Source organism: Legionella micdadei, from assembly GCF_000953635.1.
In the GTDB taxonomy this organism is placed as follows: domain Bacteria; phylum Pseudomonadota; class Gammaproteobacteria; order Legionellales; family Legionellaceae; genus Tatlockia; species Tatlockia micdadei.
In genome coordinates this window covers 311,565-334,664 of the sequence record NZ_LN614830.1, presented here as the reverse complement: position 1 = coordinate 334,664, position 23,100 = coordinate 311,565, and the positions used below count along the sequence as shown (strand labels likewise).

Below are 23,100 nucleotides of genomic sequence, written 5' to 3'. Positions count from 1 at the left end.
CCATTCTTTTCCCTATGTCTTTTTTTACTGATAACTAGTCACCAGCTGTCGTCGGCAACGATGATGCGTCATTGCCAAACTGACCAACTCATCTAAAAGTTCGGAATACGCTAAACCACTAGCCTGCCACAGTTTCGGATACATGCTAATCGAAGTAAAGCCTGGTAGCGTGTTAATTTCATTAAAATAAATATCACCCTCTTGCTCATTCACAAAAAAGTCAACACGCGCCATTCCTTTGCATTTTAAGCGAGTAAAAATTTCAGCAGCAATTCCTTGTAATTGCTTTGTTATTTTTTCATCCAGTTTCGCTGGAACATGTAACTCTGTCTGATGGCTTTCTAAGTATTTTGCTGTGTAAGAGTAGAATCCATCTGCATGATTCACGCAAATTTCACCTGCTATACTCACCCGCGGGGGTGCTGAGGGCACTTTACCTTCTAACACTGCCAATTCAATCTCCCTTCCTGGGATATACTCTTCAACTAAGATAGTCTCATCATAGCGCAACGCATCTTCAATAGCGCTAGAGAGTTCTTCACTATTTTTGACTTTGTGGGTACCAACGCTGGATCCCAATGAACAAGGTTTAACAAACAATGGCCAACCTAATTCAGCAGCCACTTGCTGGCAAAATTGTTGCTTTTCCTGGGCCGAGCTATGCCAAGATAATACTCGATACCGTGCTGAACGGATCTCATCATTGCAGGCAATACGTCGCGCGATATCTTTGTCCATACCAATAGCAGACGATAAAACATCACAACCAACGTAAGCAACACCGGCTAATTCCAATATACCTTGCAAACACCCATCTTCATAGAGGGGACCGTGCACAACGGGAAAAGCAATCTCAGCATCGACTGCAAAATGCCCGTCAACCAGTAAACTTGCCAATGGACGAGAGCGCGGAGTTATCACAGGCAAGCCCTCCTTGTAAGCTAACAATTCCTGGTAATCATTTTGGTAGAATCGCCCGTCTTTATCCATTCCGATAGGAATAATATTGTATTTATTTGTATCCAGATGCGCTAACACTGAGGCTGCTGAGATGAGGGAAATTTCATGTTCGCCGGATTTGCCACCGTAGAGCAGCGCTAGATTTATTTTTGACATTAAAGATCTCCAATGATGTGCACTTCGCGAATTAATTCAATATTCGTCGACTTATGCACCGTATCACGTACCAATTCGATGAGAGACTCAATATCACTCGCCGAAGCGCTACCTTGTTGATTAATTATGAAATTGGCATGTTTCGTTGAAACGATGGCACCACCTAATTGCTTACCTTTCAATCCGCAAGATTCAATAAGACGGGCGGCAAAATTACCAGGAGGGTTTCTAAACACAGAACCGCAATTGTATTCATTGGTCGGTTGCGTGTTAGCACGATGCGCCAATAGTTCTTTAATTAATTGGAGAGACTTTTCCTTCTCTCCTTTAGCCAGACGACAGGTTGCAGCAATAAACCATTCGTCGTTTAATCCAGCAACATGGCGATAAGCAATTTCAAATTCTTGTGGCTTACGTACTCTTACTTCACCATCGCGAGTCATCGTTTTAACTTCAACGACGGTTTGCCACGTTTCCCCGCCAAAACAGCCCGCATTCATGCGTAATGCGCCACCCATAGTACCAGGAATACCTGCCCAAAACTCGCCCCCAGCTAAATCAGCACGCGCACAAAAGCGGGCCATCGTTGCACAGGAGACACCTGCTTCAACATGGACTAAGCCATCACCAATTAGACTTATTTCTTTCAAACAGCCTTGCGTTATAATTACTGTTCCAGCAAACCCACTATCACGAATAAGCGAATTAGAACCTAAACCTAACCATAACAATGGTTCGTCTTTAGGAAGCTGTTTGATAAACAATGCCAAATCAGCAATGCCTGCAGGTTTATATAATTTTTTTGCCTGCCCCCCTACACGCCAGGTGGTATAGTCTGCCAAGGGCTCATTGAAAAGCAGCTGCCCTCGGTATGAAACTGAATTTCCTTTTATTTCGTCTGAGGTTTTCACGCTGATTCTCTCACTGTTTGCATCAAATTAAGTGCCATTTGCCCAATGCTACCAGCCCCTTGCATTAGAATAACATTTCCATCCCTGATTAACTCATTGAGGGTTTGCAAAAGATTTTGAGCGGTAACTAATCGAGCATTAGGACGCTGTTGATTAATTTCTTGCAACAGCGATTCACTTGTCAGACCTGGGATTGCTTGCTCTCCAGCTGAATAAATATCTAATAGAAGCAATTCGTCAGCTAAACTTAATGCATCAACAAACTGGGAAAACAATGATTGCGTTCGACTATAGCGATGAGGCTGAAAAACATGAATTAAGCGTTTATCAGGCCATACACGGCGGAAAGCATCGATAGTCGTCATAATTTCTTGGGGATGATGCCCATAATCATCAATGATAATTGCCGAACCATGTTCAAATCGTCGCTCTCCCAGCATTTGGAAGCGTCTGCCTACACCTTGGAATTTAAATAAACTGCTTTCAATAGCCTCGTCACTTACTCCAAGCTCCGTGGCAATAGCTATGGCAGCTAAGGCATTGAGCACATTATGGCGTCCTGGCCACTTGAATTTTATCGTTAACGTAGCATGCGGCGCTGGGCGTTGTACCTTAAATTCGCTTAACAAGCCATTTTGCGTCCAGTCAAGAGCGCGGTAATGCGCTTCTTCACGGAACCCATAGGTTCGAATAGGTCGTTGAACAGCCGGCAAAATACGACGAATTTCTTCATCCTCGATACAAAGAACTGCTAATCCATAGAAAGGTAGATGATGTAGGAATTCGACAAATGTATTGCGCAATTTATCAAAATTATCATCGTAAGTGCCCATGTGATCGGCATCAATGTTGGTCACTACCGCCATCATTGGCTTCAGGAATAAAAATGAAGCATCACTTTCATCTGCTTCGGCCACAAAATAAGCCGATTTGCCTAATTGGGCGTTAGAACCGCAACTGTTCAGCTTTCCTCCGATCACGAAACTGGGATCGAGGCCCCCTTCAGCCAAAATACTGCTAACTAAACTGGTGGTGGTGGTTTTTCCATGGGTACCTGCAATAGCAATACCATGACGAAACCGCATTAATTCAGCAAGCATGGCAGCTCGAGGAATCACAGGGATGGATTGCGCTTGTGCTGCGATTATTTCGGGGTTATCTGCCCCTACTGCCGTTGATTTCACAACCACATCAGCACCTGTTATATTTTCAACCTGATGGCCGATGTATACTTTAATTCCTAAGGACTGTAGTCGCTGTACAGTCCGACTTTCACTTAAATCAGAGCCAGTGATGCGATAGCCTTGATTGTGTAGCACTTCGGCAATACCGCACATACCGGCACCACCTATACCAACAAAATGAATCTGTTCTACTCGCCCCATCCTTGGTGACAAGAACTGTTCTATGTTGTTCACAACATTCCCCTTTTTGTTTCACCTAGAAAAAGTAGCAGCATTTTTCGTACCTACTTTTTCTATAACCTATGACGTTGGCGTCCTCAATCCTAGAGCCTGCCAACGATTTTCATGATCAATGCGCAGTAGAAGAGCAATGACCACACAATTAACGACCATACTAGCGCCGCCATAACTTAACATTGGTAAGGTCAAGCCCTTTGTAGGTAAAAGACCTGAATTAACTCCCATATTGATCGCAGCTTGCAATCCTAACCAGAACGTTAACCCGTACGCAGTAAAAGCGGCAAATAATCGATCTTGGCTATGGGCAGTAAAGCCAATCATTAGTCCTCTTATCACCAGTATACTATACAAAATTATGACAAGAGAAACGCCAAGCAACCCTAACTCTTCTGCGAGTACAGCAAATAAAAAATCCGTATGGGCTTCAGGCAAATAGAATAATTTTTGGACGCTCTCACCCAATCCCACTCCCAACCAACCACCGCGGCCAAATGCTATGAGTGATTGAGTAAGTTGATATCCTGAATTAAATTGATCAGCCCAAGGATTAAGAAAAGCAGTTAAACGAGCTACTCGATAGGGAGAAGAAAATGCTAGAACTACTAGAGAACAGATAACAGCAATCACTAGCCCTATGTAGTATCGTAGTTTCACTCCAGCTAAAAAAAGCATGGCCATAATTGTGCCAGTAATAACCACAGTAGCACCAAAATCAGGCTCTAACAAAAGCAATATGGCAATTAATCCCAGAATAATCATTGGCCTAATAAATCCCAAAATGCTTTGCCGCACGCTCGCTTGCTGACGCACTAAATAGCCCGATACGTAAAAAATCATGGTCATTTTAGCCAACTCTGACACTTGGATCCCGATAGGGCCAAATGCGAGCCATCGCCTGCTACCGTTTACTGAACGGCCTATACCAGGCACTAGTACAATGAGCAACATGAGTAAACAAACTAACAGTAAGGGTTTACTCATCCTTTCCCACACGGCACTATCTACCCGCATGACAATAATTGCTGCCATAAATCCGGCAAATAAGTAACAAGATTGACGAATTAAAAAATGAAAGGGTTGATGATAGTATTTCGTCGATATCATGATCGAACTTGAAGCAACCATCATTAGACCTAGTATCAGTAAACCCAGCACAGCCCCCATGAGCCACTTATCATATAGCGCAATGGGCTTATTACTGGGTTTACCGCGTTGATTGTAATGACGGGGCAGCATTGTACTCACAATTTGGCCACCAAATTAGCGAACGATTCCCCGCGATGATTAAAATCCTGGAACATATCAAAGCTCGCACAAGCAGGCGATAATAAAACAACATCCCCCGCCCTGGCCTGTGATTTAGCTAGAGTAACTGCGGCATCGAGTGAGGGCGCGCGCAGCACAGGTACGACATCGGTTAAAGCATCTTGAATTTTATCTGCATCTTCGCCTATTAAAACCACTGAGCGAACATAATCAGCTACTGGATTACGCAGCTCTGTAAAATCTGCCCCTTTTCCCAGTCCGCCCGCGATTAAGACGATTTTTCCTTGCATAGAGCTCCCTATTCCGGAAATAGCCGAGATAGCCGCCCCTATGTTTGTCCCTTTAGAATCATTGATCCAATCAACACCGTCTATGCTTCTCACCCACTGACATCGATGTGGTAAACCGGAAAACGTTTCTAGCACTTTAATCATAGATTCAGTTTTTATACCGGCAGCAGTAGCGAGAGCACATGCAGCTAACGCATTTTGCCAATTATGCTTACCCTTAAGGCGAAGTTGCTCAACAGGCAATAAAAGCTTGCCTCCCTGGGCTAGATAACGATTCCCGCACTTCTCAACGATACCCCATTGGCCTTCTTCCGGAGCATCCAATCCGTAACTCGTTACTACGGCCGTCTTATTTTGGGGATAGGTTGCTTTGTCTTCGCGATTATACAAAAGTAACTCCGCCCGCTGATAAATACGTTGTTTAGCTTTAATATAAGCGTCCAAGGTATGATGCCTATCAAGATGATCGGGTGAAATATTAAGAATGGTCGAAGCAATCGGCTTTAGCGAATGCGTTAAGTCCAACTGGAAACTTGATAACTCCAACACCCACAAATCATAATGAGTTCCATCATCTAACAAATCAAGAACAGGCGACCCAATATTTCCCGCAACAGCTGCTGCCAGCCCTGCTGCTTTAGCCATCTCACCAACTAGCGTCGTCACTGTGGATTTGCCGTTTGTTCCAGTAATGGCGATGACAGGTGCATTTATTTCTTGTGCCAAGCACTCGATATCGCCATAGACAGGGATATTTAGCTGGAAAGCCCGTTGTAAGAAAGGCTCATCAAGAGGAACGCCAGGGCTTGTAATAATGCCGGCTAATTGCTCATAAAGCGTTGTAGGAAATGCACCTAGAAAGACATCCACCCCAGGAAATTGGCGGGTAAACTCTGATAAACCGGCAACTTCACATCGTGTATCGAATACCACAAACGGTTTATTGCGCCGACGCAAGTAACCTGCGATAGAGTGACCTGTTTTGCCTAAACCTGCGACTAAATAGAGTGGTTGGTTCATGATTTGCACCTATCGTAATTTTAAAGTTGCTAATCCGCAAAGCACGAAGACGACTGTCATAATCCAAAAACGTACAATTACTTTGGGCTCTGACCATCCCTTTAGCTCAAAATGATGGTGGAGAGGAGCCATGCGAAATAAACGCTTACCACCGGTGTATTTAAAATACCCTACCTGTAAAATAACGGACAATGTTTCGATAACGAATAAACCGCCCATGATTAACAGCACCAGCTCTTGTCTTACGATAATCGCCACCATTCCAAGGGCAGCCCCGAGAGACAAGGAACCAACATCCCCCATAAACACTTGAGCAGGATAACTGTTATACCAAAGGAAACCAAGGCCAGCACCCACTAAAGCAGAACAGAAAATTGTCAACTCTCCTGTATTGGGCACATAAGGAATGGCTAAATAATGCGCGTATACCGCATTAGAACTAGCATAAGCAAAAACACCCAAAGCTCCCGCAACCATCACGATGGGGACAATTGCCAACCCATCAAGCCCATCGGTTAAATTAACCGCATTACTACTGCCTACAATGACAAAGTAAGCCAGCAAAGGGAATAAAGGTCCGAGATTAATGAGTAAATTTTTAAAAAAAGGGACAGTTAATTGCGAAGTCACTGGAATACTTGGGCTCAGATAAAGATAAGCCACTGCAACCAGGGCAATAACCGACTGCCAAAAATATTTCCATCTCCCCGGCAGCCCTTTCGAATTTTTTCTTACTACTTTACGGTAATCATCGACCCAACCCACTATACCGAATCCTGTTGTCACAAGCATGACCAACCACAGGGCAGGCTGACGCAGATCTCCCCAAAGCAGACTACTCACCAGTACAGCGAGCAAGATTAACACCCCCCCCATAGTGGGTGTTCCTGCTTTTGATAAATGCGATTTAGGGCCATCATCACGAACCATTTGGCCAATTTGCAAATTCTTAAGCCAATTTATCATCATGGGGCCACAGAGAAGACCAACAAGAAGAGCGGTTAAAGCAGCTAAAATAGAGCGAAATGTCAAATATTGGAACACCCTAAATGCATGATACTGCCCTTGGAGTAGCTGTGTTAACCAATAAAGCATGTTTTATCCCTCAAAGTTATTGTGCGATCAGCATCTGTTTAGCAAAAGGCCGCAATCATAACACACTCTTAAGTTTCAACGCAGCAACTGCTGTACCACTTTTTCCATCGCTGAGGAGCGCGAACCTTTCACTAAAACAGTAGTATCTTTGTCTAGTTTGGGGAGCAAATCTTGCGCCAATTCTTCTTGGTTTTTATAGTGTTGTGCTGTCGGACCAAATGCTTTTGCACTGTGTTCGCTGTGCACACCGCAAGTCATTAAGAGATCAATACCTCGTTCACGGGCAACATGGCCAATCTCTTCATGATGCTGTTTCGTCCATGCGCCAAGCTCTCCCATATCACCTAGAGCAAGAATTCGACGCCCCTGCCGTTTTGCCAGCACTTCAATTGCCGCCAACACGGAGCGCAAATTCGCATTATAGGTATCGTCAATAATGACAGCGTCATTTTTGCCATCTAAGAATGTCATTCGACCTGCTACACCGCGAAAGTGCTTTAACCCTTCTAGAATATCGGCCAAAGAAATTCCTATCGCGTAACAGCAAGTCGCTGCCGCTAAAGCATTGCGCACGGAATGCTCACCTGGAACTTGTAAGCTAACCTGGGCTTCTCCAATTGGCAATACGAGTGTAAAAGTCGCGCAACCTGTATCATTAAAAGCAATTTCTCGGGCGTAGACATCAACTGGTTTTGTTAAAGAGAATCGCAATACCTTCTTATCAGTTAACCATTCATCCCAAAAATGTGCATAGGAATCATCATCGTTGACAACCGCAGTGCCACCTTCGCTTAAGCCCTGATATATCTCCCCTTTAGTTCGAGCCACCCCATCGATTGAACCGAACTCTCCGATGTGGGCAGGAGCGATATTGTTAACTAATGCGACTTGTGGTTTTACTATAGCCACTGTGTAAGCAATTTCTCTGAGATGATTGGCACCAAGCTCAAATACTGCATAACGATGTTCAGGACGCAATTGCAATACACTTAATGGTGCGCCAATATGATTATTTAAATTTCCTGGGGTAGCGTGAGATGGTTTTGGTAAAATAGAGGAGATCATCTCCTTCACTGTGGTTTTGCCATTGCTTCCTGTTAAGGCAATGACCGGACAGTGAATCGCTAATCGGTAATGCGTTGCTAATTTTGCCAAAGCTTGCTGGGTATCGGCCACTACAATTTGAGGAACAGTGACTTGATTGTCAGCTCGGTTGCAAATAACTGCAACAGCGCCTTGTGCAACCGCATCTTTAATAAAATCATGGCCGTCAAAATTTTCTCCATTCAAAGCAATAAATAAATCACCAGGGGTTACCTCACGGCTATCAATGGAAACACCAGTGATGAATGGATTCTCCGTAAAAGAGCTGTTAAACAACTCAGCAATATTATTTAGATTTAGATTCATGATTTGCTTTGAGTGGTTAAAAGATTTAGTTTACTGATAATTCGCGAAACTCACCAGCGTAGCTTAAAAATCCAAGGGATAGTGCATCTATATTTTCTCATTTATATGAAGCTGTGCGTGCCCCCATGAAGAACAAGCCGTTTAAATCAGCAAGTAACAATCCTTAATAACAAAACACAAGGTAGTATTCCACGCAATTTTTCGCGCAGATATGCCCCTCACGTAAATCAACGCCCGGTCATTTGAATTATGACGATCTTGCCCTGATTAAAATCAAGTAGTCAGCTCACTTCGCACAAATTTTACTTAGTTATCCCTTACATCAATTGTACGTCGATTTTAGCTATTTTTATAATCAGCATGGCGGTTTGATCCAAAATCGACATACTCCATCATATCAGAGCAAGCTCTTGCTCACGGATATTGAGCTGGTTTCGATAGCGAGCTAAACTTGCTTCTGATAAAGGTCGTTTTTGCTCGTCGAGTAGATGAGTATCCAAACCATCCCTAAGTTGTTTTGCGGTTTCATACAAGACTGTGAATCGTTCAGCATCGATTGCCGAATTGCCGGAAGAATGCATGAATAAACAAAGTCCGCGCACGCTAAACGCACCGATATTCTGTAAGTCAAAAACACCACTTGGTGTAGCCGCCGCTAAGCTGCAAAGCACAGGGCCTTGGCCATTGGCATGCTGATGCCTGTGAAATAAATTTCCCTCACCAAAGCGCAAACCTGCAGCAAGAACAGTTTGCAGCAGTTCATAACCTGCTAATTGGCGATTTTCTTTGGCCAATAAAAACATCATAATCGACTTACCTTTTTCTGCGGGGACAGACCGATCAATTTTCTCTGCAAGCTCTGTTTCCACTGTTTTGCTAGGGGTGATTTTTACCATGGTATCATGATGAGTAACTTCACTTTGAGGTTCACAGTTAACTTTTCTTACAGCGATAATATCGTCAAAATGTTTGTTTTCAACTGCTCCTAAAGAAGGCTGGCTGGCAGGCGTTAAACTTCGGCGTCTTGCTTTCATTAAACGAGCAATAGTAATCACAACCCCAATGAGCAATAGAACATTAAGGATAAGACTCCAGTTTGCCTGCATGGTTTACTCCTATACTAGTTTGTTTTTACTGCCTTGTAGGAAGCTTCGCTCCCTGGTTCCTAATTTATTTTCAAGTCTCAGTCATTGCCAACGCTTGTTCCACATCTACGGCGACAATTCGTGAGACTCCTGGTTCACGCATGGTTACACCAATCAAATGTTCGGCCAATTCCATTGTCACTTTGTTGTGAGTAATAAATAGGAACTGTACGAATTGTGACATTTCTTTTACCAAATCACAAAAACGCCTAACGTTTGCGTCATCCAAGGGTGCATCCACTTCGTCTAACATACAAAACGGAGAGGGATTTAGCTGGAAAATCGCAAAGACTAGGGCAACTGCTGTCATCGCTTTTTCCCCTCCCGAGAGTAAATGAATGGTGCTGTTACGCTTACCAGGAGGTTGTGCCATGACTAAAATACCCGCTTCCAACAGATTATCACACGTTAACTCCAGCATGGCACGTCCTCCACCAAAAAGACGGGGGAAAAGTGCTTGAAACGCAGTATTTACTTCATCAAAAGTTGTCTTTAGCCGTTGATGTGTCTCTTTATCCATTTTTTCAATGGCAGCATCAAGCGTTGCTAAAGCCTCTGTTAAATCGTTGTACTGTTCGTCCAAATGCTGTTTTCGCTGAGACTCTGTTTCATACTCTTCTATTGCAGCTAAATTTATTGCACCTAATCGTTTAATTTTCTCAACAATATCTTGTAATTGCTGTTCACGCAAATTTTGATTAACTTCAGCAGGAATTGCAGCAAGCAAGGCATCTATATTTGCATCAAACTCGGCCAAAGATTCAAGAATTCCACCCGCACGGACAGCTAAAGCCTGCTCTTCCATTTGTTCATGCTGGATTTTTTCCTGAATTGCTCTTGCCTGCTTTTCTTCTGTTCTTACTTCTGCCTCTAACGACTCTAATTCTTTAGTTAAATTTGATAACCCATCTCGCTTCAAACCCAATTCTGCTTCTAATTCCCGATGTTGAGCCAGTTTCTCATTTAAAGATTCACTGAGTGAGGCATCAGGTATTTCAAGTTCGAGTAAGCGATTCGCCAGGATCTCCATGCGATCATGCAACGTTTCTATGCGTGACTGTTCTCGTCTGAGATTTTCCCTAAGTTGCTGGCTCTTTAATTTTTCCCGGTCGGCTGCCAGTTGGTTCTGATGCAGAGCAGCCCTTACTTCTTCCACCGCTAAGCGACAACTCTGCAGCGCATTTTCAAGATCGGCTTTTTCGCTATTCGATTGATGCTGTTCTTGCTCATAAGCCTCTACCTCTTGCTTTTTTATTAGCAACAATTGTTCAGTAGCGGCTTGTTGGCTAATCAATTCTTCCAAATTAATGTGTAGATCTTCGCTCTCTTCCACCAAAGCGTTCTTTCTTATTTGTACCTGCTCCAAGCTGCGTTCTTTATGTGCAATTTCTGCCTGACATGCACGCAAATTATCTTTATTAGCGGATAGGTTCTGGCGCATACTCTCAAGTTGCTGTTCATTTTCTTTAACTTGGTCATGGAGAAGATTACGTAGATCTTTCAGTGCGGTTAATTCGTCTTGAGCAATGACAAGCGTCTCATTTAACCGGGTTATTTCCTCCTGGCGAAGCAATAAACTAGGCTCATCCTTGATTTCTTTGCCACAAACTTTTATCCATCCTTTTCCTAGCCAATATCCCTCAGCGGTTATCACCGATTCATCCAGATCGAGATGATTAAGGTAATCGAGCGCCTCTTGCAACGAAGAGGCTGTGAAAATTGTATCAAGTTTATGCATCCAATTCGGCTTACAACCCCTGACTTTATCGGATAACCGGGGATAATTGACTTTCTTTTCCGCCGCTTGATTGGGAGTAAGAAACAGCACGGAACCGCCATCTAATTGGCTCATCTCCGACCACACGTCATCTAGAGAATCAACAACAATAGCTTGCAAGCTTTCCCCCAACACCATCTCACAAGCAAATTGCCAGTCCTTATCGACTTTGATTATTTCAACCAAGCGTGGTTTATCCATCCACTGGGTCAATTTTTCTGAAGCGGTTGCTTGCCGACCCAAAGCAGTTTGCTGTGCAGCGAGTAAACTTGCTTGTTGGGTGTTTATTCGATGAACTTTATCTTGAGCTTGATGCAGTAACTTTTCAGTTTCTGTTAGCTTTTCGCGGAGCTTTAAACTGGAGTCAAGCACTTGCCGATGTTTATCTTCCTCAAGACGAATAGTTGTCTGTAGAGTTGATAATGTATTTTGCTGAACCGTAATATCTTGAACACTGTGATCCAGTTCGATCACTTTTAATTCATCATTGATTTTTTCCAACCGTGACAACGCTTGTTGCCGACGTTCATTCAGATGCTGTAACCGAACCTGCTCGACTTGCATTTCCCGCATCGCATTTGCCAGAAAAGCCTGGTTTTGCTGAGTTTTAGTACTCCAATTGCTTTGCTCAATCTGCTTTTCTTGTAATGCCTGTTGCTTACAATTGAATTCTTCCTGCGCAGTTTGTAAATTATTCTGTAAAACAATAAGCAGGTCTTCACTGGCTTTTAAGGCTTCTTGATCTTGCTTAAGCTGATGATTAGCCTGTTGCCAATCGACTTGCATTTGTTGTTGATCAAGCTTTAATCGTTGTTTTTCACGTTGGTGCTGCTGAATGCTTTCTTCAAGACGGGCAATGTCAGTCGCGAGCTGGTAAAAGTGGGCTTGGTGTTGTTGGAATGCCTCATTCTCTCCATGAAATTTCTCTCGCATTTCTATGCTTTGTTTATATGCTTCAGCGGCATTGGCTTGATGTTTTTCATAATCCAATAATAGCGAGTTTAATTCGGTTTGCTTTTTTTGCTGCTCTTCCGTTAGGGATCGCCATCTTAACGCTAAAATTTCCGCTTTACATAAACGCTCTTCTGTCTTAAGTATTTTATAGCGTTCTGCAGCTTTCGCTTGACGCTCAAGCCGCTGCAGCTGCTTATCCAGCTCGTCACGTATGTCTGCGATACGGGCTAAATTTTCACGCGTATGTTCAATGCGCAATACCGTTTCTCGGCGACGCTCCTTATACTTAGATACACCTGCGGCTTCCTCAAGATAAGCCCTCAACTCTTCAGGCCGTGCTTCGATAATGCGTGAAATCGTTCCCTGGCCGATGATGGAATAGCCGCGGGCGCCCGCACCGGTTCCAAGAAAAATATCAGTAATATCGCGGCGGCGGCAACGGCTGCCATTAAGATAATATACCGAGTCCCCGTCCCGGGTTACCACACGTCTGACCGCTATTTCCTGATAACTACCGTACTGTCCCGCTAAACGCCCCATGCTGTTATCAAACACTAATTCCACTGAAGCCTGACCAACCGCTTTGCGTTGTGACGACCCATTGAAAATGACATCAGTCATCGACTCACCACGCAGATTCTTGGCAGAACTCTCTCCCATCACCCAGCGGACTGCATCAATGATATTTGATTTGCCACATCCATTCGGACCTACCACAGCAACTAATTGGCTTGGGAAAGGCACAATAGTCGGATCGACAAAGGATTTAAACCCAGCCAGTTTTAACTGTTTTAAATGCATTAGAGACTAAGAATATAAAAGGTAAAGGATTATAACTTGGAAAAAAGATAAAGGAGAAGTTTTTGCGTCCCTGCAAATGCATTTCACCCTTTCAAAATGCAAACTTTGACCCACTTTGATTAATGCTTTCAGTTAAAGCAGGATTAAAGCCAATTGATTTTGCCAAATCATCAATCAGGCTAATTGTAGTTGTGCGCAAACCAAAAAATCTTGTGGTGATATTTTGTCCCTTATTTAAAATATCATAGTCGGATTCGCCCCAAGTCTTTTCTCCATCATGACTTATTGCATGATTTTTCGAACTATAAAAATTTTGCAATACATTTTTGATTCCCTCAACAGTGGATTGGCTTTCCAAAGCCATAATAAGCCTTTCAAGCGGTGCAATTTTATTTACGCTTAAATTGATTAGTCCACACAAATAAGAATGGCTGCGATCATCATGCCGTAATGTTCTTTCCAAATACTCTTTTAATTTACCAAACTCTTGGCTGTCTAAGAAATCTCCAACATCTTGTTCTTGCAAAATTTCTTCTTCATCCGAGCCAATTGATATCAATTGTTTGGCTTTCTGTTTTATCGTTTTTTTTGGTTGGTGTGCTTGAAGCTCCCGCTTCACTGTCGCTTCGTGTGCTAGCTCACTAAAACCTTTTGCACCGCCTGAAAAATGGTGTTCCACTGGCTTTCTAATCGGGTTAGGGGGATATAAGGGTTTTTGCGGATAAAGGGACTTATAGGCAACATTCAATTCATCGACCCAACGAACAATTTCATCCATTCTCTCTTTTTGGACTTGAATATTTTTATCGATAAGGTATTGCGCGCTATATTCCACTGCCCTTGCATAAGCCGCTAACGCAGTCTTAGAGGCTGATTGCTCTTGGAAAATTTGGCGGTGACGCCTCACTTGCTCAAGATGATCTCCCCAATGCACCTTCATTTCCACAGGCTGCTGCTTCTTATCCTGAAACACAGGATGAAACTCAGCGTAAAGTTCATCAGCCATGCCTTTCGCATATTTCACTACGCTTCTTAACCTATACGCCATAATTACTTGCTCCATAAGGTCAACCGGCATCGATTATAATCTAAACTAAATAAAATTAACTAAAGTTTATAAATAAAACTGTAAAATTTGTTTTCATTTTAGAAAAAACCTATACTTCAGTAGTTATCCCTTTTAAAAATCCAGGGGAAAACAAAAACAGAATTGACGAACCCTCAGAAAACACATGACAATAGAACAACTATGGCCTTCAGGAGCTCGGATGACCCAGGACACAGAACTCAGTGAAATCATGCGCTCGGTTGCTGAAAAAAGCATGCGGATTTTGCAAGGATTTAGACGACAACCTGCGCAGTTATCAAAACTTGTAAAGCAATACATGGATTTGACTAAAGATTTTCAATCCTTAGTTTCTGTTATCCTAAAAAACCCCGAGCAAGTCTGGAAAATGCAAATTGCCTACTGGCAAGATGCACTGAGCTTAGCACACGAGCAATTCAATTGCTGGCTCGAAGGTAAACCGATGCCGATTGCTGATCGTCGGTTTAGCAGCGATGAATGGGTAAACAATCCCTTTTTTAATTTCATGAGTCAACACTATTTACTCGCCAGCGAGCATATGAATTCATTGCTTGAACACATTGAATATGGCGATAAGCAACTTGCCAGAAGGGTACAGTTTTTCGCAAGACAATATTTAGATGCGCTCTCACCCGCTAATTTCCTGCACACGAACCCGCAACTGATGGCAGAAACCATCCAAAGCCATGGAAAAAACCTTTTACGAGGATTGCAAAATCTACTTACCGACATTGAAGCTGGTTCTTCTCGTTTGATCATCAAGATGACGGATACGGATGCCTTCAAAGTTGGTCAAAACCTTGCAACGACTCCCGGAAAAGTCATTTTCCGTAATGACATGATGGAGTTGATCCAGTACACCGCACAAACTGAAAAAGTGAGGGCAGTTCCTTTATTGATGATTCCGCCATGGATCAATAAATATTACATTTTAGATTTGAGTGAAAACAATTCGTTCGTCGGTTGGCTAGTTAAACAAGGAATCACTGTCTTTATCATCTCTTGGGTCAACCCTGATGCAAGCTATGCCAAGAAAGGATTGTTTGACTACCTTAATGATGGACCAATGGCTGCTATTAAAGTCATCCAAGAGCAGCTTAAGGTGAAGCAAGTGAATACCCTTGGTTTTTGTATCGGCGGAACATTACAGGCCTGTATGCTCGCTTACCAGAAAGCACATAATGAAAAACCAGTGCGTTCAGCTACTTTTCTTGCCTCAATGATTGATTTTAGCGATCCGGGCGATATCTCCGTGTTTATTGATGAGCAACAAATTGTACATATTGAAGAAGAAATGCATTCCAAAGGCTTTCTAGACGGGCGTTTTATGGCAAGCACTTTTAACTCTTTGCGCGCCAACGACTTAGTATGGTCTTTTTTCATTAAGAATTATCTTCAAGGGCAAAATCCAGTACCCTTTGATATTTTATTTTGGAACGCAGACGTCACTAATATGCCCGCCAAAATGCATTCTCAATACTTACGTTGGATGTACTTGCACAATGATTTAATTAAACCGGGTAAAATTCGTCTTAATCATATTCCGCTTGATGTAAGCAAAATCGACATCCCAACGTTTTTTGTTTCGACCAAAAAAGATCACATCGCTCCCTGGCAAACAACCTACCTTGGCTTCCAGCATATTGGCGGGAAAAAACGCTTTTTACTCGGTGGATCAGGGCATATTGCCGGCATTATAAATCCACCCGGCAGTGATAAGTATGGCTTTTATCGTAATACGAGCACGTCACAAACCGCAGAAGAATGGTTAGAAAAAGCGAAACATATTCCTGGTTCATGGTGGCCTGAATGGCTAAAATGGCTAGAGAACCAATCTGGACAACTTATTGATGCGCCTAACTTTGCGCAATTGCCTTTTAAAGGCTTAATTGACGCACCAGGTGAATATGTGCATAAGACTTACAAAACTCACCCTGAGCAAATTGAGCCTCCACCGCTGAGTAAACCTGAAGAAGCGTCAAGTGTACCGAATGATCAGAGCGAGGTAATTTTACAAGGAAAAGGAAGCCCGGAACCTCTTGAGCGTACAAACACAGACACCGATGCCGCGGCTTAACCTTGGAATTTAATGAGAGGCAGGATAAATCTGGAATAAAAAAGACTACCGGGCGGTAGTCTTTCTTTCAATCGAAAATACGATTAATGCAAAGGATTATTTTTTCTTGTTTCTTGCATTAACGAAAGCATGGCTTTTTCAATGATCTCATATGTTTTTTGCATGTAATTTAATGCATTGTGACCATTTTCTACAGCCAAATTGATTTGCTTTTCCCAGAGTTCTTCTGGTTTTCTTATCGTGGTTAGTTCTTCAGGTTTTAGATAATTAACTGCTTGAAGAGTCCTCACATTAAGTTCAGCAATTTCTTGAAAAGGTGCTTGCAATTTTTTTGCTATCTCATTTAACTTTTCAAATGGTTGGTTCATTATATTCTCCTCAAAATGTTGCAGCGCACAATAATAGATTAGTATTTGAACAACCATATGTCAAGGCATTTCCTTTTTATTTTTTTGCAATGCAACATAATTAAAGATTTTATTTCTTAATTTGCCAAAATCATCAATAGGGAATTTAACCAATGGAATTTATTTTATTCATGAGGTAACTATTGCCACGTCTAAAACGTGGCAATTGGTGAGGATGAATTAGAGCGTGCCTGAACAGGGTCAGAAAGCTCACCCACTATCAGTCATCTAATTTTTTTCTTTGCCCAGAGAATTAATGCTTAGATTCGCTTTTGTTTTTGACTTCTTGTACAAAAGAAAGCATTGCTTTTTCCATAATTTCAAAAGACTTTTGCATATAGTCTAATGCCTTATGGCCGTTCTCAACTGCTAAACTAATTTGCTTTTCAAACAATTCTTCTGGTTTTTTTAGATTAGCCAACTCATCTGGTTTGATGTAATTAAAACCTTGTAGAGTTTTTACATTGAGTTCAGCAATTTCTTGAAAAGGAGCTTGCAATTTTTTTGCTAACTCACTCCATCTTTCGAAAGGTTGATTCATCATTATCTCCTCAAAATGTTGCAGCGCACAATATTAGATTAGTACTCTCTCCATCCATCTGTCAAGCATTTAGATTGATTTTTTTGCGTTGCAGCATAGTCGTTCGTTCAAGGCTTAAAAAAACCTTGCCATTGCTTCATGAACTCTTGCATTTGTTGATTCCAGGTGTCCGTTGCCTTCTGGTAATCATTCAGATAATGATTTCTTCCTAACGAATTTTCCAACCCAGAAAACATCTGCTCCAACATGTCTTTAAATGACTTGCTCATCGGATGATGAGCAAGAATGATTAATTGACGCAACATCTCCTGAGTTAGAAACTGAGTAGGTCCGCTTTCCATTTCCACAAAAATTTGCAGAAGGGTAGCGGTGGTTATATCCTTGCCCGTGGTCGAATCTTCCACGCGAAAAGGGATACCATCTATGACATAAGATTGAAGCTCCTCGACTGTAATATATTGACTTTTTTCTGTATCGTAAAGTCTACGGTTTTTATATTTCTTTATTAATCTTGCCATTTTAATCTCACACGAAGATAAGGCTTTTCCATGATGGATAGATGCAAATATCATGACAACTAAATGTTCATGCTCTGTTTACCTTGATTTATTAGCATTTTACTAGTACATGTGTAATCCACCATTAATACTTAAATTAGCTCCGGTGATATAACGGCTGTTATCATTAACCAAGAACTCCACTACCCACGCAATTTCTTCAGGCTCCGCGAGCCGTTTTGCAGGAATTAATTCAATAATCGACTTCAATATATCTGGGCGAATCCCTTGCATTAACCGTGTGTTCACATAACCTGGAGAAATACTATTAACAGTTATATTTTTTGCCATTAATTCCTGGGCAAGACTTTTAGTAAAACCATAAATACCCGCTTTAGAAGCAGCATAATTGGCCTGTGAATATTGCCCTTTCTGCGCATTCACAGAAGAAATATTGATAATCCGCCCGCTTTCTTGCCTGCGCATGCAATCCACTACATGCCTAGTTACGTTAAACATGCCATCAAGGTTAACCCGTAATACGTCATCCCATTGCTCCTTCGTCATTTTATTGAATACTGCATCGCGAGTGATGCCCGCATTGTTTACCAGCACATCAATACGACCAAACTCTTGAATAATGCTGTCAATGACTACTTTGCACTGATCGAAATCCGTTACATCCATACGTCGGAACAACGATTGCTGAAAACCGTGTTGATGCAGTTCAGACTGCCACAAGGCAGCCTTATCCCCAGGAACAACATCAAGCGCAATCACTTTACCGTAGAGAGGATTCAACTGCTTAACAATAGCTGTACCAATATCACCCGTACCACCAGTGATCAGTGCAATTTTATCCTTTTGCATACCATTCCTCTCCCTGAGGTTACATATACTGTCCGCCGTTAATATCCAGATTAGCACCTGTTATAAAACCTGCTCCAGGAGCTGCAAGAAACGCAACTGCCTCTGCAATTTCTTCAGGTTTTCCTAAGCGGCCAACAGGTATATTAGCAATAATACTTTGTAGAACCTCTTCCTTCATTCCAGCCAGCATTGGTGTTTCAATATAACCGGGAGAAATAGTATTTACTGTAATTCCTTTGCAAGCGACTTCTAGAGCCAAACTTTTGCTAAAACCAAAGAGTGCCGCCTTACTGGATGCATAATTGCATTGACCGAATTGACCTTTGCGGCCATTTATTGACGATATACTAATAATTCGCCCATACCCTTTATCCAACATGGCAGGCAACACATTTCGCGTCACATTAAAAACTGAATTTAAATTAGCATCAATGACTTGCTGCCACTGTTCTGGTGTCATTTTTTTCAAACTCACATCCGCAGTGATTCCTGCATTATTTACTAAAACATCAATGCGCCCATAACGCTCCATCACAAGAGAGGCGAGATTTTCACAATCAGCAAAATTCTCGATGTTGGCATAAATGATATCGATATCGTAGCCTGCTTCTTTTTGAATCTCTTGCCAATGCTTAGCTTCCTCATGCTTTCCATGCTTATAGTAACAAGCAACAACTTGGTATTCTGACGCAAGTCGTCTGCAAATAGCCGTGCCAATCCCACCGGTACCACCCGTTACAACAGCCGTCATCCGTTCCATAAATTGCTCTCCTCAATTGTGATTGGTATTACTACTTCAAAGCAAAAGTAATCTAATGTCAATCTTCATTGTTGGTTAATATTATTATTTTAGCAACAGATTATTCCCTATTTATGAATTTCCAGAATTGTTGGGGCGTTAATGCATATTAAACAGAATTTTGTTTTTAGAAACAGGACACCATGTATACCAATAATTGGCGTTTAAGTTATGTGTGCACACAGGGGATTTCAGAAAGATAGCTACCCCTCGAAATCAGGGAGCTATCTCTAAGGAGAGAAAGTTAGTGCAGGAGAGCAAAAAGGCACTAACTTAGTTTGGCTGGTTGCAGCACGTAACCTCTGATTTGCAGAGCGAACTGCCGCAAAACCTCTAAACCTGATTCTTCCGCTTGTTTACACCACTGCTGCAGTGCCTCTACTAGTTCCTTTTGTGAGCTAGCCGTCTTCAGCCAGATATTTTGCAATGATTGACGGTAGTTATAAACAACACGAATCTGTTCATATCTTTCTAACAACGTTTGTAGCCGTGTTTTTGCCCTTGGCGACAGTAAGGTATCTTGACGGCGCAATAGCTTTCCTGCACGCTGAAATAAACGCTTATCGGCTTTATTTATTGTGCTTAAGCGTTCGTGCTTTAAAATTGGGCGGACAACCCGATTATAGTAATGAGACATGATTTGAAAGCGATTACCTATTACAGCCTTAACTGTATCCAGATCGATATGCAGCTTTCCTGTATCGCGAGCCAATTTAGGCGGTAACTTTTTAACTTTGGCAAGACCCAAAAACGAGAGACAGCGTATGTAGAGCCAACCAATGTCAAACTCCCACCATTTCACAGAAAATTTAGCAGAAGAAGCAAAAGTGTGATGATTATTATGTAATTCTTCACCACCAATCCAAAATCCCCAAGGAATGATGTTGGTTGCAGCATCCGGGCATTCATAGTTACGATAGCCAAAATAATGACCGATGCCATTAATAACACCGGCAGCATGAATAGGTATCCACATCATTTGAATCGCCCATATCGTAATCCCAGGAAGACCAAAAAGTACAAGATCAAGGATAAGCATGAGGAGGATACCTTTGGAGGAAAATCGTTTATAAACGTTGCGCTCCATCCAATCATTTGGAGTACCATGAGAATATTTGGCGATCATTTCTTTGTCTTTAGCTGCATCCCTGTAAAGCTCAGCACCCTGCCAGAATACTTTCTTCAAACCTAAAACTTTAGGGCTGTGCGGATCGCCCTCTATATCACAGGTAGCATGATGTTTGCGGTGAATGGCTACCCACTCAGCAGTAATCATCCCGGTAGTGAGCCAGAGCCAGAAACGAAAAAAATGACTAACAAGCGGATGTAAAGTTAAAGCACGGTGAGTTTGATATCGATGTAGGTATATAGTAACTGCAGCAATGGTAATTTGTGTTAACACTATTGTTGCTATCACATAACCCCATAATGACAGGTTTAAGATACCATAGATCATAAGTTACTCCGACTACAATTAATGATTTGATGATGATAATAGACTAAAATCCGGTATAAAACACAAACAACGACCTGGATTTAGATAAACAATATCAGCAGTCTTTAGCTTATAATATCACAAAACACATAATTTCGTTGCAACAATTCACCTTGTGAACGATAATTTTAGATATAACTTGTTCAATAGGACTTAACGCAACTCCTCAGGATAGAGACATGAATGGTAAAGTAGAACGCATTTTTCAGAATTTAATTCCCTTTCTTATTTTAGGAATTGCCATTGCCCTCGTAATAGGGCTGTTTATTATGTTTTCCTATGTGTTGATGTGGGGGTTTTTGATCGGTTCCGTGATGTGGGCAATTTATTCAGTGAAAAATTTCCTTTTTCCCCGTCAGGTTAGCAAACCACCCGTTAAAACCAAAGGGCGAATTATAGAACATAATGATCGAGACTAATGCCTGAATTACCTGAAGTAGAAATCACGCGACTTGGCATCAGTCCATTTTTGCTTGATCAAACAATCACTGACCTCGTTGTAAGACACCAACAATTACGCCTGGCGATTCAACCAGACCTTCGCCAACTCTGTGTGGGCAAGCAAATTAAAGCCATTTCACGTCGAGCAAAATACCTACTATTCGATTTATCTGAAGGTTATCTGCTCAACCATTTAGGAATGTCTGGCCACTTACGCATTGTTAGGCAGGATGTAGCCGCAGGGAAACACGATCACGTGGATTTTATATTAAGTAATGGAAAAGTGCTTCGATACAATGACCCACGCCGTTTTGGCCTTTGGCTTTATATTGAGAAGAATCCCGAGCAACATCCTCTTCTAGCGCATTTGGGTCCCGAACCTTTCTCTAGAGAATTCAATCCAGAATACTTATCCGCTCGTGCTCATAGCAAAATTCAAACTATGAAAGCTTTTATTATGAGGAATGACATTGTGGTTGGGGTTGGTAACATCTATGCCACTGAAAGTTTATTTTATGCGGGTATCCACCCACTGACCCCTGCAAGCCAAACAACTTATGATGAGTTTGCTAAACTTGTTTCGTCAATTACACAAGTATTGCAACAGGCAATTAATGCTGGGGGTACAACTCTACGTGATTTTTACTCCGCAGAGGGTAAACCTGGTTATTTTACCAATAAATTGCAAGTTTATGGCCGCAAAAATCTGCCCTGTTATCAATGCGGAACTACAATCGAAACCCTTACCATCGCCGGCCGTAATTCTGCATATTGTCCTGTATGCCAACCTAAAAAAGTTAGGGGGTAAAGATTGACCGAACTGTTTTTATCTCTTTTTCAAGCCCATTATTCACCGAAATTCATAAGACTAAGCATTCTTTTCTCTTCGCAACCTTAAACAGTTGCAGTATCATCAAGCCATCTATTTATAATCCATCATTATTATGAAAATTAGCAAATTACACACCCAGTGGATAATGGTTCTTTCTGCTTTATACACAGCAGATGCTTGTATCCGGTCTATAGTAAGGGGTTTTACGGGTACAACAAACCGCGCATGGGTGGATAAAACAATCCATCACTGGGCGAATCGTATTCTTAATTTAGTGAAAGTGAAATGTGAGGTCATCAATCCACATCGTGTCAAACCGCAGCCCGGTAAAGCCACTATCATCATGTGTAACCATAGTAGCCTGTATGATATTCCTATTAGTTTTAAAGCATTTCCCGATTATTCGATCCGCATGCTCGCTAAAAAAGAATTATCAAAAATACCGCTCATGGGGAAAGGTATGGCTGCTGCAGAATTCCCTTTTATCGATCGGCATAATAGACACCAAGCAGTGAAAGATTTGGAACAGGCTCGCCAACTATTAGAAAGCGGGATCATCATGTGGATAGCACCCGAAGGAACACGCTCAAAAGATGGCAAACTTGCCCCTTTTAAAAAAGGGGCGTTCATTACGGCCATTGCCGCTCAAGCCACAATTATTCCCATTGGAATTCGCGGTGCTTATGATATTCTTCCGGCACGGACTACGCAATTTAACCTCAATCAAACCGCAGAGATACATGTTGGCAAAGCTATCGATGCTTCTCAATATACCTACGAAACGCGAGATCAATTGGTTGAGAGAGTACACCAAGCCATTAAGCAACTCGTGGGTGAATAATTGC

General features: G+C 42.0%; 20 protein-coding genes. 4 read left to right on the top strand and 16 right to left on the bottom strand.

The window, feature by feature from the left end; genetic code table 11:
* Positions 1-24: 24 nt before the first annotated feature.
* From LMI_RS01520 to LMI_RS01475, 10 genes are all read right to left on the bottom strand, one after another.
* A complete protein-coding gene (locus LMI_RS01520) occupies positions 25-1,116 on the bottom strand; it encodes a D-alanine--D-alanine ligase family protein (RefSeq protein WP_045098233.1) in 1,092 nt (363 codons plus the stop codon).
* Entirely contained in the window at positions 1,116-2,027 is a 912-nt protein-coding gene (gene murB, locus LMI_RS01515) for a UDP-N-acetylmuramate dehydrogenase (RefSeq protein ID WP_045098232.1), read from the bottom strand. The genes LMI_RS01520 and murB overlap by 1 nt, the downstream gene beginning before the upstream one ends.
* Positions 2,024-3,445, bottom strand: coding sequence for a UDP-N-acetylmuramate--L-alanine ligase (gene murC / locus LMI_RS01510; protein WP_045098231.1), 1,422 nt, complete (start codon positions 3,443-3,445; stop codon positions 2,024-2,026). The genes murB and murC overlap by 4 nt, the downstream gene beginning before the upstream one ends.
* Before the next feature lie 66 nt (positions 3,446-3,511).
* Positions 3,512-4,687, bottom strand: a complete 1,176-nt coding sequence (gene ftsW / locus LMI_RS01505) for a putative lipid II flippase FtsW (RefSeq protein WP_045098230.1) — start codon at positions 4,685-4,687, stop codon at positions 3,512-3,514.
* 5 nt (positions 4,688-4,692) lie between these two features.
* On the bottom strand, positions 4,693-6,027 hold the full coding sequence (gene murD / locus LMI_RS01500) for a UDP-N-acetylmuramoyl-L-alanine--D-glutamate ligase (protein ID WP_045098229.1): 1,335 nt from the start codon (positions 6,025-6,027) through the stop codon (positions 4,693-4,695).
* 9 nt (positions 6,028-6,036) lie between these two features.
* Positions 6,037-7,122 carry a phospho-N-acetylmuramoyl-pentapeptide-transferase gene (gene mraY / locus LMI_RS01495; RefSeq protein ID WP_045098228.1) on the bottom strand — a complete coding sequence of 362 codons (1,086 nt, stop codon included), beginning with the start codon at positions 7,120-7,122 and terminating at the stop codon, positions 6,037-6,039.
* A 75-nt stretch (positions 7,123-7,197) separates the two neighbouring features.
* Positions 7,198-8,532, bottom strand: a complete 1,335-nt coding sequence (locus tag LMI_RS01490) for a UDP-N-acetylmuramoyl-tripeptide--D-alanyl-D-alanine ligase (RefSeq protein WP_045098227.1) — start codon at positions 8,530-8,532, stop codon at positions 7,198-7,200.
* A 392-nt stretch (positions 8,533-8,924) separates the two neighbouring features.
* Positions 8,925-9,638 (bottom strand): cell division protein ZipA C-terminal FtsZ-binding domain-containing protein, encoded by a 714-nt coding sequence (locus tag LMI_RS01485; protein ID WP_045098226.1) that lies wholly within the window; start codon positions 9,636-9,638, stop codon positions 8,925-8,927.
* A 70-nt stretch (positions 9,639-9,708) separates the two neighbouring features.
* Positions 9,709-13,209 carry a chromosome segregation protein SMC gene (smc, locus tag LMI_RS01480; protein ID WP_045098225.1) on the bottom strand — a complete coding sequence of 1,167 codons (3,501 nt, stop codon included), beginning with the start codon at positions 13,207-13,209 and terminating at the stop codon, positions 9,709-9,711.
* Positions 13,210-13,300: 91 nt separating this feature from the next.
* Complete coding sequence (locus LMI_RS01475; RefSeq protein WP_058393232.1) at positions 13,301-14,257, bottom strand: hypothetical protein; 957 nt, start codon at positions 14,255-14,257, stop codon at positions 13,301-13,303.
* Positions 14,258-14,477: 220 nt separating this feature from the next.
* On the opposite strand from LMI_RS01475, the gene LMI_RS01470 reads away from it, so the two are divergent.
* Entirely contained in the window at positions 14,478-16,373 is a 1,896-nt protein-coding gene (locus LMI_RS01470; RefSeq protein ID WP_082050683.1) for a PHA/PHB synthase family protein, read from the top strand.
* A gap of 83 nt (positions 16,374-16,456) precedes the next feature.
* Here LMI_RS01470 and LMI_RS01465 read toward each other — a convergent pair whose 3' ends face one another.
* From LMI_RS01465 to LMI_RS01440, 6 genes are all read right to left on the bottom strand, one after another.
* The gene (locus tag LMI_RS01465) at positions 16,457-16,741 is read right to left on the bottom strand and encodes a phasin family protein (protein WP_045098223.1); all 285 of its coding nucleotides are present in this window, start codon (positions 16,739-16,741) and stop codon (positions 16,457-16,459) included.
* Between the two features lie 292 nt (positions 16,742-17,033).
* Positions 17,034-17,324, bottom strand: coding sequence for a phasin family protein (locus LMI_RS01460; protein ID WP_045098222.1), 291 nt, complete (start codon positions 17,322-17,324; stop codon positions 17,034-17,036).
* 104 nt (positions 17,325-17,428) lie between these two features.
* Positions 17,429-17,839 carry a polyhydroxyalkanoate synthesis regulator DNA-binding domain-containing protein gene (locus tag LMI_RS01455; protein WP_045098221.1) on the bottom strand — a complete coding sequence of 137 codons (411 nt, stop codon included), beginning with the start codon at positions 17,837-17,839 and terminating at the stop codon, positions 17,429-17,431.
* Positions 17,840-17,941: 102 nt separating this feature from the next.
* Entirely contained in the window at positions 17,942-18,688 is a 747-nt protein-coding gene (gene phbB / locus LMI_RS01450) for an acetoacetyl-CoA reductase (protein ID WP_045098220.1), read from the bottom strand.
* Positions 18,689-18,707: 19 nt separating this feature from the next.
* Positions 18,708-19,448 carry an acetoacetyl-CoA reductase gene (gene phbB, locus LMI_RS01445; RefSeq protein ID WP_045098219.1) on the bottom strand — a complete coding sequence of 247 codons (741 nt, stop codon included), beginning with the start codon at positions 19,446-19,448 and terminating at the stop codon, positions 18,708-18,710.
* 307 nt (positions 19,449-19,755) lie between these two features.
* Positions 19,756-20,943, bottom strand: coding sequence for a DesA family fatty acid desaturase (locus LMI_RS01440; RefSeq protein ID WP_045098218.1), 1,188 nt, complete (start codon positions 20,941-20,943; stop codon positions 19,756-19,758).
* A gap of 218 nt (positions 20,944-21,161) precedes the next feature.
* Here LMI_RS01440 and LMI_RS01435 point away from each other — a divergent pair, with 218 nt between their 5' ends.
* From LMI_RS01435 to LMI_RS01425, 3 genes are all read left to right on the top strand, one after another.
* Complete coding sequence (locus LMI_RS01435) at positions 21,162-21,401, top strand: hypothetical protein (RefSeq protein ID WP_045098217.1); 240 nt, start codon at positions 21,162-21,164, stop codon at positions 21,399-21,401.
* Positions 21,401-22,231: a bifunctional DNA-formamidopyrimidine glycosylase/DNA-(apurinic or apyrimidinic site) lyase gene (mutM, locus tag LMI_RS01430; protein ID WP_045098216.1), complete on the top strand. Its 831-nt coding sequence runs from the start codon at positions 21,401-21,403 to the stop codon at positions 22,229-22,231. Before LMI_RS01435 ends, mutM begins: the two co-directional genes overlap by 1 nt.
* Positions 22,232-22,367: 136 nt before the next feature.
* Positions 22,368-23,096 carry a lysophospholipid acyltransferase family protein gene (locus LMI_RS01425; protein ID WP_045098215.1) on the top strand — a complete coding sequence of 243 codons (729 nt, stop codon included), beginning with the start codon at positions 22,368-22,370 and terminating at the stop codon, positions 23,094-23,096.
* Positions 23,097-23,100 lie beyond the last annotated feature (4 nt).